Raw genomic sequence first — 13,610 nt, 5'->3', positions numbered from 1 at the left:
CGCCGGGGGCGTGGTGGTGGGGTCGGCGGTTGCGACACCCACGCCCGTTGTCATGGCCAGCACCCCGGCCGCAATCAGAGTTGATAGACGCACGTCAACCAGGGTAACCCGGTGACGCATAGCCGACCTAACCGTCTGCTAAGCAGTCTTGCTGAGCAGCGGCAGCAGCATCCGGCGACGGTTGAGGATCGCGTCGTCGAACTCGTGCTCGGCCTCGGCGACCGACCCGACGACCGGGAACACCACGTCGCTGTCGCGGCGCAACCGCCGGTTCACCGCATCGCTGGCCACCACGGCCCATTCCACACCGACCGCGTTGCAGATGTCGTCGATGTCGCAGAGCAACCGGATCGACTGCGGGGTGAATGCGCTCACCCCGGACAGGTCGAGAACGAACGGCTTGTCGCTGAGGACCAGCTTCTTCGCGTACTCGGCGACGTGGTCGATGTTGGCGGAATCGATCCGACCGCTGACCGCGACGACGGTGGCCACATGGCGGGAGTGTGCTCGGATGTGGGCGCCCTTGTAATCGACGGTGGGGTTGCCGTACCGCGACGTGAAGCTCGACATGGGCTGCTCCATTCGGTCCTGTGACGTGTGTGGCGGACTGTGGGCCCGCCTCAACTTGACCGCAACGTTATGCCGCAAATTTAAGGTCCCTGGGAGCTGTGGCTAAAACTCTGTTAAGAACCCAACTTTCGGACGGGCCGCCGAATTCGGGCAACGTCGACCGCCGATTCGGCTAGCGCAGAGCAGGCAGAACGTCGTCCGTAAGCAGACTTACCGACTTCCAGGCTTCCTCCACCGGCATGCCGCCGACCAGCGGATGCATGACGATCGGGCCGTAGTTTGCCGACGCCCGCGCCTCGTCGATCAACTGGTCGGGAGTCAGGATCCGGTACCGCCCGGAGGCTCGCACTTCCTCCAGGGTCCGCACGCCGGGCAGGTGCATCGAGGACCGGGACGGCTGATCCGACCACCCGCCATAGGTGACGGCTTCCCACAGGATGTGCTCGCCGAGTTCGGTCCACGCCCGCTCGGGATCCTCGTGGAGATAGATCATCCCGCGGTTGACCGCGGGCGGCATCAGCACGAACGGCCGCTGGCCGGCCTCGCGGCACAGTTCGGTGTAGTACTCCGCGAGATCCGGGCGGTGATCGGGCAGGCTCAGCGGCAGGCCGAAGCGCACCGCACGGCGCGCGGTGGCCCGCACCCCACCGCCGACATAGAGCGGCGGATGAGGCTTGGACCAGGTTCCCGACACCACTCCCGAGCCCGTGGTCCAGGCGTCCAGCATCGATTCCAGCAGCTCGTCCATCAGCTCACCGCGGCGGCTGAAGTCCACCCCGAGGGTCCGATACTCCACCTCGCGGTAGCCCAGCCCGACGGTGGTGTGCAGCCGCCCTCGGCTCATCGCGTCGATCAGCGCGATGTCCTCGGCCATCCGGATCGGGTTCCACAGCGGTCCCAGTGCGCAGTCGATGCTGGCGAAGATGTTGGCCGTGCGGGCCAGGAACATCCCCGCGATCATCACCGGATTGCAGCTCCAGCCGTGCCCGGTGACATGGTGCTCGTCGACGCTGATCGCCGCGATTCCGTGCCGGTCGCCGAATTGCGCCAACTCCAGTGCCGCGGAGAGCAATTCACCCTGCACCCCGGGATCACCGCCGGGCGAGGCGAAATTGAAGCGCAAGATCGCGAGCATCTGAGCACTGTATTGCCGCAGTGACCCCAAACCCGACTCAGCCGGGTCACGATTTGGCTGCTGTAGGCCTCCTGGGCAGGCAGCTGTCGGCGGCCGTCGCTACCGTGGCGCCGTGCGCGAGGAGGCGGCCGCAGTACGGACGGCGCTGCAATGGCTGGGGTTGTGGGTGGCCGCGACGGCGCTGCTGGTGTTCGTCGGCATGCTCAACACGGCGGTGTGGGCGCTGGCGGCGATCAGCGCGGCGGCCGCCGTGGTGTGTGGGTGGCGGGCCCTGTTGACCTGGCTCGATCACCGGCGCGCGGCCAGGCGCGATGCGCTGTATCGGGCCAGCGGACAAGCCGCAGTGGATGCCATGACGGGAGTGGAATTCGAGCACTATGTCGCGGCAGTCCTGCGCGGGATCGGCTACGACGTGGAAATCACCAGGGCAACAGGCGATTTCGGCGTCGATCTGATCGCCACCAAGGACGGCACGCGCACCGCGGTGCAGTGCAAGCGCCAGAGCCGGGTGGTCAGCGGCGCCGCGATCCAGCAGGTGGTGGCCGGCGCGGCCGTCCACGACTGCGACGCCACCATGGTGGTGTCCAATCACCGCTACACCAGGGCGGCCGAACAACTCGCCGACGTCCACGGGTGCGTCCTGGTCGACCGCACCCGCCTGGCGCGGCTGTCCCGGACTCAGCCGATGAATCGCTCCCGGTAGGCGCCCAGGCGCTCGGACACCTCCGCGGCGTCGAGTCCCACGTCGGCGAGGTCGTAGACCACCTCGCCGTACCGGCCCCGGGGGTGCGCGGCGATGAAATCGGCCATCGCAGCACGCACACCGTCGTCATAGGGCTGGCCGGCCAGCTCATAGATCGCCGACAGCGTGCCCTGCTCGTCGGCCATGAAATCGGTGAAGCGGACGTCGATCGAGCGGTCGGCAGGCAACAGGTCGCGGTCGCGCAGACAGCCGCTGAACAGATCGTCGGCCCGGTCCAGCCAGTACCGCGCGATCTTCTCCGGATCCGGCCGGGCCGAGGCCATCCGGGAGGCATAGGCGATCATGGTGATCATCGACCGGGTCACTTCCACCGGATCTCGATGCGTCACAACGAATGTCGCGTCCGGGAAGGTGGCGTATAGGGTGCCGAACTGTTCGAGGTGTTGCGGCGATTTCAACACCCAGCGTGTCCCGCCCCGCAGCCACTGCATGGCCTGCAGCTGCCGTTTGAGGTAGGCGTAGGAGGGCCCCTGGTCGTGGGACTTGTAATGGGCGGCGAACGCCGGGAGGTGGTAGGTGGTCTCGAAGAGCATGCCGGAGATGTCGTTGGCCAGCAGCTGGATCTCCTCGTGCGCATGCTCGACCGTCATGTCGTGCATGCGCTTGAACTCGGGCATCGAGGCGTCGAGCAGGTCCAGCCCGGCGGTACAGCGGTCGCGACGCGCCTGGTCCTCTTCGCCCGGCGCCGGGAACGGCTCGAGGCTTTCCCAGTAGGGCAGATAGCGCAGGTTGGGGTCGGCGGCGATCAGGTTGTGCAGATGTGTGGTGCCGGTGCGGGGGAGCCCGCAGATGACGATGGGCCGGGCGATCTCGACGTCCTCGATCTCGGGGTGCTCGGCGATCAACGCCTCCAGCCGCAGCCGGTTGATCAGGTTACCGACCAGCTGCTCGAACACGATCGCGACGCCGGTGTCGGACAGCCCGGCCTCCTCGCGCAGCGAGGAGGTCAGCACGTCGAGGCGCTCGCGGAAACCGTCATCGCCCCAGCAGTCGAGCCCGGTGCGCTCGCTGGCGGTGGCCAGCAGCGCCGCCGAGGTCAGCTCAAGGACAGAGCCGTAGCCGGCGAGCGCCTCTCGCATCGGCTGGGCCGCCGCGGGGAACACCGGGTCGGCAAGATCGGTGAACCTGATCGGCTCGGGCCGCACGCCGGCGGTCATGCGGACACCTCCGCGATGTCGACCACCCGGCAGGTCGGGCGGGTGGGGGTTTCCTCGGGCAAGAACCAGCGCAACCAGATGAGCCCCTTGGTGCGGCCGGCCGTCGACACCCAGTTCGGATGACCGGGATCGGTGTCGCTCACCACGATTCGCCACGACCCGTCGGGTTCGTAGGTGACGTGTGCTCCGTTGATGGTCACCCGCTCGTAGGTGTAGTCGTAGGTGTGCAGGAACGGGTTCCACAGGCACAGGTTCCAGAACACGCACGGCGGGGAGGTGCCCTCGATGAGCAGCGCCTGTCCGGGGGCCAGCTCGTAGGCGCCCATTGCGTAGGCGGCGTCGCCGGCGGCCCACCCGTAGGTCTGCTGGGGCACCGGGTACGGCTCGGCGATCTCGTTCGGTGGTTCGACCCGGGTGGGGATGAACGAGACCTGTTCGGCCAGCCAGGTTTTGGCGGCCCGCAGCCGGCGGATGAGGTCGGCGCGGTCACCCTGATTGCGCGCGGGCGGGTCGACGGCTTCGATCTTCCACTGCACCCGCCGGTCGGTGTCGGGATCGTTGAGGTAGTCGCGGGTCAGTGCGACGACGGCGTCGGATTCGAGTTTGAGCCAGGGGCCGGGCTGCGGGTCGGGGCTGATGGTGAACGCGAAGTTGCCTTCGTCGTCGAACTGCAGTGAGCGGTCGTTCATGGTGCCGACGATGCGGTTGCTGTAGTGGCCGTCGTCCGGGCCGCCGTAGACGGTGATCGACAGGTAGACCGAATCGCCGCGGTTGCCGGTGACCCGATAGGTACGGCGGGGATCGATCGGCGCGAGCTGGTAGAAGGCGTCCGAGTTGTCCCCGCCCCAGCGCTGATAGGGCCCGATGACGTCGACGAACCGCGGGTTGTCCTTGTCACCCCACACGTAGGCGTCGACGGCCACCCGCAGCAGGCTGAACGTCAGCCGGTACCCGTCGAGGAGGTCGGCTTCGGCCAGCGGGGGATCGGCCGTCAGAAACTTGCGCTCGATCGAGCCGAGCTCGTCGAGCAGGTCGTGAAAGGCGGCAGAGAGTTCGTCAGACGACATCGTCATTCCTTTTCTCGGGTCAGCACGCCGTGGGTGACCATGGCGCACAGGGTGTCGGCCAGATGGTCGGCGTCGTCGCGGCCGTCGACGAGCGCGCCGTAGAAGGTGGTGCCGACCAGCACGGTGAACAACGTGTCGGCATCGATGCCGGGGCGCACCACGCCCTGTTCGGCGCCGGCGCGCAGCAGATCGGCAAGCTCTGCGCGGATCCGGTCGTCCAGCAATTGCTGTGTGCGGATCTGCAATTCGCTGTCCCGGCGCCGTTCGGCGAGGATGCCCATGGTCGCGGCCGCGACCACCGGTTCCCGCCAGAACGCGACCGCGCCATGCGCGAAGGCCCGCAGGTCGGTCTCGAAGTCGCCGGAGCGGGGCAGTCCCGCCGTCGCGCCGTCGGTGCCGAAGGCCGCCTCGAACACCACATGGGCCTTCGACGGCCAGCGCCGGTAGACGGTCGGGCGGCTGACACCGGCCGCGCGGGCAATGGACTCCATGGACACCTGGTCGTAGCCGACGTCGGTGAGCAGCCGCCGGGTCGCGGCCATGATGGCCTCGTCGGTGCGCGGATCCCGCGGCCGCCCACGCCCGGGTTCCGGGCTCACCGCGGCGTCGCGGGCGGGGACGGTCACGCGAATTATGTTCCACTACGTCACGTAAATCGGCAAGGGGTTTTCGCGACCGATTGAACCCACCGACCGCGGGGAATCGTGACAATGACAGCAGTCCGCCCCGACGGCCCGGAGGTCCGTGTCATGAAACGCTGGATTCGAGCACTTGCCATGGCGGTCGCCGCGCTGACCATCGGGCTCGTCGCGCCGCCGGCCGCCGTCGCCGACGATCAGCTGGCCTTCACCGGCACCACCCTGAGCGGCACCCCCTTCAACGGCGCCAGCCTGCAGGGCAAGCCGGCCGTGCTGTGGTTCTGGACGCCCTGGTGCCCGTTCTGCAACCAGGAAGCCCCCAACGTCAGCCAGGTGGCCGCGGCAAATCCGCAGGTCACCTTCGTCGGCGTCGCCGCCCGGTCGGACGTCGCGCAGATGCAGGCCTTCGTGTCGAAGTACAACCTGAATTTCACCACGCTCAACGACGCCGACGGTTCGATCTGGGCCCGCTTCAACGTGCCGTGGCAACCCGCGTACGTGTTCCTGCGCCCCGACGGCAGCTCGACCTTCGTCAACAACCCGACCTCGGCGATGTCCGAGCAGGAACTCAGCGACCGGGTGCACGCCCTGACCTCCTGAGCCGGGACGTGAACACCGATCTGGCCGGCCTGGCACTGGCCGCGGGGATGGTCGCCGCGCTCAACCCGTGCGGATTCGCCATGCTGCCGGCCTATCTGACCCTGGTGGTGCGCGGCGAGGGCGCCGAGCCCGGCCGCACCGCCGCGGTCGGACGGGCCCTGGCCGCCACCGCCGCGATGGCCCTGGGCTTCCTCGCGGTGTTCGGGCTGTTCGGTCTACTGACGGTCCCGGTCGCCACCGCGGTGCAGCGCTACCTGCCCTACGCCACCGTCGTGATCGGGATCGCGCTGATCGCGCTCGGCGGCTGGCTGGCGGCCGGCCGCGAGCTGACCTGGACGCCGATCGGATCGGCCGGGCGGTGGGCACCGACGGCAAGGCTGGGGTCGATGTTCGGCTACGGGGTGGGCTACGCCGTCGCCTCGCTGTCGTGCACCATCGGTCCGTTCCTCGCCGTCACCGGCAGCACCCTGCGCGCCGGGTCGGTGACCGACGTCGTGCTGGTGTACGCCGCCTACGCCGCCGGCCTGGCCCTGGTGGTCGGCGTGCTCGCCGTCGGCATCGCGCTGACCAGTACCGCGCTGGTCGACCAGATGCGGCGGCTGCTGCCCTACATCAGCCGGATCGGCGGCGTCGTGTTGATCGTGGTCGGACTCTACGTCGCGTACTACGGCCTCTATGAGATCCGATTGTTCAGCGCCAACGGCGATCCGGCCGATCCGGTGATCGCAGCGGCCGGCCGACTGCAGGGCGCGCTGGCCGGCTGGGTGTACCGCACCAGCGCCTGGCCATGGCTCCTCGCGCTGGCGGTGCTGCTCGCCGTCGCCGCGGCGGTCGGGTGGACGCGCGCCCGTCGGCGCCGGAGTTGATTCGGGGTCGGGCACAGCAGCCGTCGATATACTTCGCTGCACGTTCGACACAGGGACAAGGAGCGAATGATGAGACATTCGGTACGAACCTGGGGGGTCGCCGCGGCGGCCGTGCTGGCCTTGAGCGGCGTGCCCGCGGCGATCGTGACCATCGCACCCAGCGGCGAGGCGAACGCTGACGTGTGCGCGAGCGCCGGCCGGCGAGTAACCGTCAGTGGCTGCGCCAGTCTGTCCGACGTGATGGCGCCCTACGTACCGCCGCCGGCCTACTACGCTCCGCTGCCCGAGGATTACCCGCCGCCACCGCCTCCGCCGCCACCGGCCGTCAGCGGATGCGTCGGCTGGAATGGCCGCTGGGTCAACGCCGGCGCCTGCAACTAGCGCGAAACCGACTGCCACACAAGACAAAACCCCGCGGGCAGAGCCCGCGGGGTTTTGCTCATCGATAGGTCAGGCGACGTCGAACCGGTCGGCGCCCATCACCTTCGCCCAGGCGGCGGCGAAGTCCTTGACGAACTTCTCCTTGTTGTCGTCCTGGGCGTACACCTCGACCAGCGCCCGCAGTACCGAGTTGGAGCCGAACACCAGGTCGGCTGCCGTGGCGGTCCACTTGGCGGCGCCCGTCACACGGTCGGTGCCCTCGTAGACGTTCTCCGTGGTCTCCGACGGCTTCCACTGCGTGCCCATGTCCAGCAGGTTGGTGAAGAAGTCGGTCGAGAGCACACCGACCTTGTCGGTGAACACCCCGTGCTTGCTGCCACCGTGGTTGGCGCCCAGCACCCGCAGCCCGCCGATCAGTGCGGTGAGCTCCGGCGCGGTGACACCGTTGAGGTAGGCCTTCTCCACCAGCAACTGCTCCAGCGGCGCCTTCTCACCGGGCCGGGAGTAGTTGCGGAATCCGTCGGCCCGCGGCTCGAGAACCGCGAACGACTCCACATCGGTCTGCTCCTGGCTGGCATCGCCGCGGCCCGGGATGAACGGCACCGTCACCTCGACGCCGCCGTCCTTGGCCGCCTTCTCGATCGCGGCGTTCCCCGCGAGCACGATGACGTCGGCCAGCGACACCTGCTTACCGCCCGCGGCGTTGAAGTCGGCCTGCACCTTCTCCAGCACCGGCAGCACCTTGGCCAGCTCAGACGGCTCGTTGGCCTCCCAGTTCTTCTGCGGCTCCAAGCGCACCCGGGCACCGTTGGCACCACCGCGCTTGTCGGTGTTGCGGTAGCTCGACGCCGACGCCCACGCGGTCTTCACCAGCTGCGGCACCGTCAAGCCGGAGGCCAGCACCGCGCTCTTGATCGCGGCGGCGTCGGCGTCGTCGATCACCGCGCCTGCGGGGGCGGGAACCGGGTCCTGCCACAGCTGCGGCTCGGCGACCCAGGGGCCGAGGTAGCGGCTGATCGGACCGAGGTCACGGTGCAGCAGCTTGTACCAGGCCTTGGCGAATGCCTCGTCGAGTTCCTCGGGATGGTCCAGCCACCGCCGGGTGATCGCGCCGAACTCCGGGTCGACCCGCATCGAGACGTCGGTCACCAGCATCGTGGGCTTGCGGTTCGGGCCGCCGAACGGGTCGGGGATGATCGCCTCGGCGTCCTTGGCCTGGAACTGCCAGGCGTCGGCTGGGCTCTTGACCAGCTCCCACTCGTAGCCGTACAGGATCTCGAGGAACCGGTTGCTCCACTGCGTGGGCTTGTCGGTCCACACCACCTCGAGGCCACTGGTGACGGTGTTACCGGTCTTGCCGCCCGCGAACGGGCATTGCCAGCCCAGACCCTGAGCCTCGATGGCGGCGCCCTCGGGCTCCGGGCCGACCAGATCGGCGACGTCGCCGGCACCGTGGGTCTTGCCCAGGGTGTGGCCGCCGACGATCAGCGCGGCGGTCTCCTCGACGTTCATCGCCATCCGGCCGAAGGTTTCCTTGATGTCGATGGCCGCCTTCAGCGGATCCGGATTGCCCTCGGGGCCTTCGGGATTGACGTAGATCAGGCCCATGGTGGTGGCGCCGTACGGCTCGGCCAGCTCACGCTCGCCGGAGTAGCGCTTGTTGGTGCCCATCCATTCGTCCTCTTCGCCGAAGAGGACCTCCTCGGGCTCCCATACGTCCGGCCGGCCGAAGCCGAAGCCGAAGGTCTTGAAGCCGGCCGACTCCAGGGCCACGTTGCCTGCGAAGACCAGCAGGTCGGCCCACGACAGCTTGTTGCCGTACTTCTTCTTCACCGGCCACAGCAGGCGGCGCGCCTTGTCCAGGTTGGCGTTGTCCGGCCAGCTGTTCAGCGGGGCGAAGCGCTGCAGGCCCTGCCCGGCGCCGCCGCGCCCGTCGTAGATGCGGTAGGTGCCGGCGGCGTGCCAGCTCATCCGGATGAACAGGCCGGCATAGCTGCCGTAGTCGGCGGGCCACCAGTCCTGCGAGGTGTTGATCACCGACAGCACATCGGCTTTGAGCGCCTCGGGATCGAGCTTGCCGAACTCGGCGGCGTAATCGAAGTCGTCACCGAGCGGGTTGGAGTACGGCGAGTGCGGGTGCAGCTTGGACACGTCGACCTGGTCCGGCCACCAGTCCCGGTTGGTCAGCGGCGCATGCGATTTCGGCGTCGGCGCGTCGATGACCGGATTTTCGCTCTCGGACACTTTGTACCTTTCGTGGTGAGTGGGCCGTGATCACTTATGTGATCGCAGAAGTTTCTTTCGACGTGCAGTCGGGACACAGGCCCCAGTAGACGACCTCGGCCTCGTCCAGGACGAAACCGTGGTCGTCGGACGGTGTCAGACACGGCGCCTCGCCGACCGCGCAGTCCACGTCGCCGATGACACCGCACGACCGGCACACGACGTGGTGGTGGTTGTCACCGACGCGGGATTCGTAGCGGGCCACCGAACCGGACGGCTGGATGCGCCGCACCAGCCCGGCGGCGGTCAGCGCGTGCAGGACGTCGTAGACCGCTTGCCGGGACACGTCGGGCAGTCCGGCGCGCACGGCCGAAAAAATGGTGTCGGTATCGGCGTGGGGGTGGGCGTAGACCGCCTCGAGCACCGCCACCCGCGGCCGGGTGACCCGCAGCTGCGCGGAGCGCAGCTGGTCGGCGAGATCCGACATGAAGGTCACGAGGAAATCGTCGTCCCTTTTCTGGAATCAGTCAAGAGTTGATCGCCAAACCCGTCGCCAGGCCAGGTCAGGGATGCTGGGTCTGCTTGTCGCCGGGGTTCGCGGTGGGGTTCAGCGGCGCGATCGGGGATGGGCTGAAATTGTTCACCCCGGGCAGGGTGGCCTTGCTCGTCGGCGACACCGACGGACCCGACGTGGCCGGCGCCGGCTCGTCGTGGGACCCGCATCCCGCCAGGAGGACCACACCGGCCGCAATCACCATCGACCGGGCGACCCGGATCGGTGTGCAACCCTTCATCGACGACCTCTCGAACACCCTCGGCGCGATCACGGCACTAGCGGTAGGACCCCGAAGCTACCCCCTCGTCGCTGCGCGCAAGGCGGTTTGCGCACGGCACGCTCGACATGGCGCGAGGTCGCGGCCCTGCTGTCTGTATGGTGATCGGCGGATCGCGTCCGGCGGCCATCCCGGCTCGCACACCCGGGGACCCAGTCGTCTCGTCAGGAGCAGTTTCGTGCCCCTCAACACCGTCGCGCTCGAACTCGTGCCGCCCAACTCCGATCGCAGCCCGGACGAGGTTCTCGAAGAGGCGCGCAAGGTCGTCCAATTGTCCGCCGAGACCGGCCTGACGGGCCGCATCCGGCACGTGATGATCCCCGGGATGATCGAGGAGGACGACGACCGTCCGATCGAGATGAAACCCAAGCTCGACGTGCTCGACTACTGGTCGCGTATCTCCCCGGTACTGCCCGGCATGCGCGGACTGTGCACCCAGGTGACAGCGTTCATGAACGAGCAGACGCTGGGCGCGCGATTGACCCAGCTGCTCGACGCGGGCATGGAAGGCATTGCCTTCGTCGGTGTTCCGCGCACCATGAACGACGGCGAAGGCGCCGGCGTGGCACCGACCGACGCGTTGACGATCTACCGCGACCTGGTGCCCAACCGGGGCGCGATCCTGATCCCGACCAGGACCGGCGAGGCCGGCCGGTTCGGGTTCAAGTGCGGGCAGGGCGCAACCTATGGGATGACCCAGTTGCTCTATTCCGATGCCATCGTCGGCTTCCTCACCGAATTCGCCGCCACCACCGACTACCGCCCCGAGGTCCTGCTGTCGTTCGGCTTCGTGCCGAAGGTCGAGAGCCGGGTCGGCCTGATCAACTGGTTGATCCAGGACCCGGGCAACCCCGCCGTCGTACCCGAGCAGGACTTCGTCCGCACCTTGGCCGCCAGTGAACCCGACGTCAAGCGGCGGCTGCTGGTCGATCTCTACCGACGCATCATCGACGGCGTGGCCGAGCTGGGGTTCCCGTTGAGCATCCACCTCGAGGCCACCTACGGGATGTCCCGTCCGGCCTTCGACACCTTTGCCGAGATGCTGGCCTACTGGTCGCCGGCGGAGCCCGCCTCGTCGTCGACGTGAAGGAACTGATCGATTTCGACGGCGCCCTGGTCTTCGCCGTCCAGGCCAGGGCGACGTATCCGGGCTTCCCGGCCTGCGAGGGAATGCTGATCGAGGGTCCCCAGGCCTGGGGTGAGTTCTGCCCGCCGGCCGGCAGTGACGACCTCACCGCGGCGCGCTGGCTGACCGCGGCCGTCGAGGGCGGCACGGTCGGCTGGCCGGATGCGGTGCGCGGCCGGGTGCCGATCGCGGTGGCGGTACCCGCGGTCGACCCGGACGAGGCCGGCGCGATCGTCGCCGCCGGCGGATGCCGGTCGGCGGACGTGCGCGTCACCGGTGGACCCGACGATGCCGCACGACTCGCAGCGGTGCGTGCCGCACTGGGGGCCGACGGCGCGATCCGCGCCGTGGTGCAGGGGACGTGGGACGTCGACACCGCGGTCGCGGCGATCCCGGTTCTGGCTGCCGCCGCCGGCGGGCTGCAATTCGTCCAGCACCCGTGCGGCACCGGGGCGGAGCTGGCGGCAGTGCGCCGGCGCGTCGAGGTGCCGATCGCCGTGGACGTGGCCGCCCTCGACGCGGGCAGCCCGGCGCTGGCGGAGATCGCCGATGTGGTGGTGCTGACGGTCGGTCCGCTGGGCGGCGTGCGCCGGGCGCTGCGGATCGCCGAGCGCTGCGACCTGCCGTGCCTGGTCGCCGCGGCGGCGGGGGCCGGCGAGACCAGCATCGGGCTGGCCGGGGGACTGGCGCTGGCCGGTGCGCTGCCGGACCTTCCGTTCGCCTGCGGGCTGGGCACCGTCGTGGCGCTCGCCGGCGATGTGGTGTCCGCGGGTCGTGCCCTGATTCCGGCGGACGGCCATCTGCCGGTGGCGCCGATGGCACCGGGGCCCGACGCCGAGCGGGTCGCCGAGCTGGCGGTGGCCGATCCCGAGCAGGTCGCCGTTTGGCGCAGGCGGCTGAGCGCGGCGCGCGAGCTTCTCTAGCGGCGTTTGAGGACGGCCCGGGTGATGCTGATCCTGTACTGGCTGTACGCCGGCTAGCGCCTGGGCCGCCACGCCGCGAAGGCCAGGCCGAGGCCGACGAGGGCGATGATCGGTCCCAGCACCGACCAGGTCGTCGTGTTGCTCATCGGGCTGCCCTGGACCAGGCCGAAACCCTGCAGGGTGAACAATGTGCCGAACAGCGCGACCAGCACGCCCAGCACACCGATGACATGACGCATGGTCAGCTCCGTTTCTCGGGTTTCCCGGTGGGCATGGCTGCGGACACCGCCCGCATGACGGCCCGCTTCACTGTCGCGACACCCGATTCGGCGGTGGCGCCGATCGCCGAGCGATTCGGTGGATCCAGTTGCAGCACATCGCCTTCGGAGATCCGACCGGCTCGGGTGACCGTGCCGTAGACACCCAGGCAGCGCCGGGAGTGCGCGGCGATGGTGCGGGTGATCTCCTTGTCCCGCTTGAGCTCGGGCTGCTCGTGGGAGGGCATCACGCAACGGATCGTGGGGATCAGCGGCTGCAGATCCGCGTGCGGGGCGTGCAGGGTGCCGCCGCACCAGTCCCATTCCGGGTGAGCCGACGCGCCGGGGGAGTCCACGACGATCGTCGGGCGGAATCGCCGCACGTCGAAGTCGGAGTCCGGCGCGAGTGCCGCCATCGCTGCCAGGCTCTGCTCGGTGATGACGTGCACCGGGTAGGCATCCACGTAGCTGCCGACGGGAGTGGCGTAGCGGCTGATCTCGGCGAGCTTGCGGACCGGGAACATCGACAGGTCGGGCAGCGGTTCGTCGTCGTCGAGGCCGAAGATCGTGCGCAGGTCGGTCTTGGTGGCCATCGGCCCCCGGTACTGATCCCGCCGCGCCATCGGGGGCAGCGGCGCCAGTTCGACCTCGCGGTTCAGGTAGCGCGAAAGCACCTGGTGCACAACGGGATCGGAGCTGGCGACCTCGGTGCCGTCGGGCAATGACACGACCACCTCGGGGGCGCGCCCGGGCCCGGCGTCCGGCGGTGGGGCCTGCGCGTAGCGCGCCGTGCACCACAGCAGCCCCGGCAGGCGCTTGGCACTGGTCGTGGCGCCGAGTGCGACGTCGCGCACGGCCCAGGTCCGGTCGGCGTGCAGACCGAGCTCGCCGATCTCGGCGTCGGTGAGCCGCTCGCCCAGCATCGACTTCACCGGGTAGCGCCAGATCGAGGTGATGCGGCCGGCGGGGATCATCCCGCCAGCCTAGGTGTTCTTCACGGGTAGGTTGTGAACGCGTAGGCGCTCGATTGGTGTCATTCCGCCGATGCCGGTGTGGGGTCGGTGGTGATTG

16 protein-coding genes are annotated in these 13,610 nt (G+C 69.0%); 6 read left to right on the top strand and 10 right to left on the bottom strand.

Features of this window, described 5'->3' with window-relative positions; all coding sequences use genetic code 11:
* Nucleotides 1-138 precede the first annotated feature (138 nt).
* On the bottom strand, nt 139-570 hold the full coding sequence (locus MSZK_RS11250; protein WP_099247793.1) for an STAS domain-containing protein: 432 nt from the start codon (nt 568-570) through the stop codon (nt 139-141).
* Between the two features lie 172 nt (nt 571-742).
* Entirely contained in the window at nt 743-1,705 is a 963-nt protein-coding gene (locus MSZK_RS11245; protein WP_099247787.1) for an LLM class flavin-dependent oxidoreductase, read from the bottom strand.
* 112 nt (nt 1,706-1,817) lie between these two features.
* Here MSZK_RS11245 and MSZK_RS11240 point away from each other — a divergent pair, with 112 nt between their 5' ends.
* Nucleotides 1,818-2,408: a restriction endonuclease gene (locus MSZK_RS11240; RefSeq protein WP_099247785.1), complete on the top strand. Its 591-nt coding sequence runs from the start codon at nt 1,818-1,820 to the stop codon at nt 2,406-2,408.
* On the opposite strand, the gene MSZK_RS11235 is transcribed toward MSZK_RS11240, so the two are convergent.
* Genes MSZK_RS11235 through MSZK_RS11225 form a run of 3 tightly spaced genes read right to left on the bottom strand, consistent with a single transcriptional unit; the run spans nt 2,384 to nt 5,318 of the window.
* Nucleotides 2,384-3,625: a sulfotransferase gene (locus tag MSZK_RS11235; RefSeq protein WP_099247783.1), complete on the bottom strand. Its 1,242-nt coding sequence runs from the start codon at nt 3,623-3,625 to the stop codon at nt 2,384-2,386. The genes MSZK_RS11240 and MSZK_RS11235 overlap by 25 nt on opposite strands.
* Nucleotides 3,622-4,692, bottom strand: coding sequence for a DUF1214 domain-containing protein (locus MSZK_RS11230; RefSeq protein ID WP_099247781.1), 1,071 nt, complete (start codon nt 4,690-4,692; stop codon nt 3,622-3,624). Before MSZK_RS11230 ends, MSZK_RS11235 begins: the two co-directional genes overlap by 4 nt.
* 2 nt (nt 4,693-4,694) lie before the next feature.
* A complete protein-coding gene (locus MSZK_RS11225) occupies nt 4,695-5,318 on the bottom strand; it encodes a TetR/AcrR family transcriptional regulator (protein WP_233211232.1) in 624 nt (207 codons plus the stop codon).
* 123 nt (nt 5,319-5,441) lie between these two features.
* Between MSZK_RS11225 and MSZK_RS11220 the strand changes: the two genes are divergently transcribed.
* The 3 genes from MSZK_RS11220 to MSZK_RS11210 all read left to right on the top strand — a co-directional run bounded on the left by MSZK_RS11220 (nt 5,442) and on the right by MSZK_RS11210 (nt 7,177).
* Nucleotides 5,442-5,930, top strand: coding sequence for a protein disulfide oxidoreductase (locus tag MSZK_RS11220; protein ID WP_199203294.1), 489 nt, complete (start codon nt 5,442-5,444; stop codon nt 5,928-5,930).
* A gap of 8 nt (nt 5,931-5,938) precedes the next feature.
* A complete protein-coding gene (locus MSZK_RS11215) occupies nt 5,939-6,796 on the top strand; it encodes a cytochrome c biogenesis CcdA family protein (RefSeq protein WP_099247766.1) in 858 nt (285 codons plus the stop codon).
* A 66-nt stretch (nt 6,797-6,862) separates the two neighbouring features.
* Nucleotides 6,863-7,177, top strand: a complete 315-nt coding sequence (locus MSZK_RS11210) for a hypothetical protein (RefSeq protein WP_099247764.1) — start codon at nt 6,863-6,865, stop codon at nt 7,175-7,177.
* A 69-nt stretch (nt 7,178-7,246) separates the two neighbouring features.
* Here MSZK_RS11210 and katG read toward each other — a convergent pair whose 3' ends face one another.
* From katG to MSZK_RS11195, 3 genes are all read right to left on the bottom strand, one after another.
* Nucleotides 7,247-9,421 carry a catalase/peroxidase HPI gene (gene katG / locus MSZK_RS11205; RefSeq protein ID WP_099247762.1) on the bottom strand — a complete coding sequence of 725 codons (2,175 nt, stop codon included), beginning with the start codon at nt 9,419-9,421 and terminating at the stop codon, nt 7,247-7,249.
* Between the two features lie 34 nt (nt 9,422-9,455).
* Nucleotides 9,456-9,887, bottom strand: a complete 432-nt coding sequence (locus MSZK_RS11200) for a Fur family transcriptional regulator (protein ID WP_371411320.1) — start codon at nt 9,885-9,887, stop codon at nt 9,456-9,458.
* Nucleotides 9,888-9,963: 76 nt separating this feature from the next.
* The gene (locus MSZK_RS11195; protein ID WP_233211231.1) at nt 9,964-10,227 is read right to left on the bottom strand and encodes a hypothetical protein; all 264 of its coding nucleotides are present in this window, start codon (nt 10,225-10,227) and stop codon (nt 9,964-9,966) included.
* Between the two features lie 184 nt (nt 10,228-10,411).
* On the opposite strand from MSZK_RS11195, the gene MSZK_RS11190 reads away from it, so the two are divergent.
* Both MSZK_RS11190 and MSZK_RS11185 read left to right on the top strand, forming a co-directional pair.
* A complete protein-coding gene (locus MSZK_RS11190) occupies nt 10,412-11,320 on the top strand; it encodes a mycobacterial-type methylenetetrahydrofolate reductase (protein ID WP_099247758.1) in 909 nt (302 codons plus the stop codon).
* A complete protein-coding gene (locus MSZK_RS11185; RefSeq protein ID WP_099247756.1) occupies nt 11,317-12,282 on the top strand; it encodes an enolase C-terminal domain-like protein in 966 nt (321 codons plus the stop codon). Before MSZK_RS11190 ends, MSZK_RS11185 begins: the two co-directional genes overlap by 4 nt.
* A gap of 53 nt (nt 12,283-12,335) precedes the next feature.
* Here MSZK_RS11185 and MSZK_RS11180 read toward each other — a convergent pair whose 3' ends face one another.
* Both MSZK_RS11180 and MSZK_RS11175 read right to left on the bottom strand, forming a co-directional pair.
* Nucleotides 12,336-12,521: a hypothetical protein gene (locus tag MSZK_RS11180; RefSeq protein ID WP_099247754.1), complete on the bottom strand. Its 186-nt coding sequence runs from the start codon at nt 12,519-12,521 to the stop codon at nt 12,336-12,338.
* 2 nt (nt 12,522-12,523) lie between these two features.
* Nucleotides 12,524-13,513 (bottom strand): MOSC domain-containing protein, encoded by a 990-nt coding sequence (locus tag MSZK_RS11175; protein WP_099247752.1) that lies wholly within the window; start codon nt 13,511-13,513, stop codon nt 12,524-12,526.
* Nucleotides 13,514-13,610 lie beyond the last annotated feature (97 nt).

Source organism: Mycobacterium sp. shizuoka-1 (assembly GCF_002723835.1).
Taxonomy (GTDB): domain Bacteria; phylum Actinomycetota; class Actinomycetes; order Mycobacteriales; family Mycobacteriaceae; genus Mycobacterium.
Note: the sequence above shows the minus strand (reverse complement) of the source record. Positions and strands in the feature narration are given on the sequence as shown.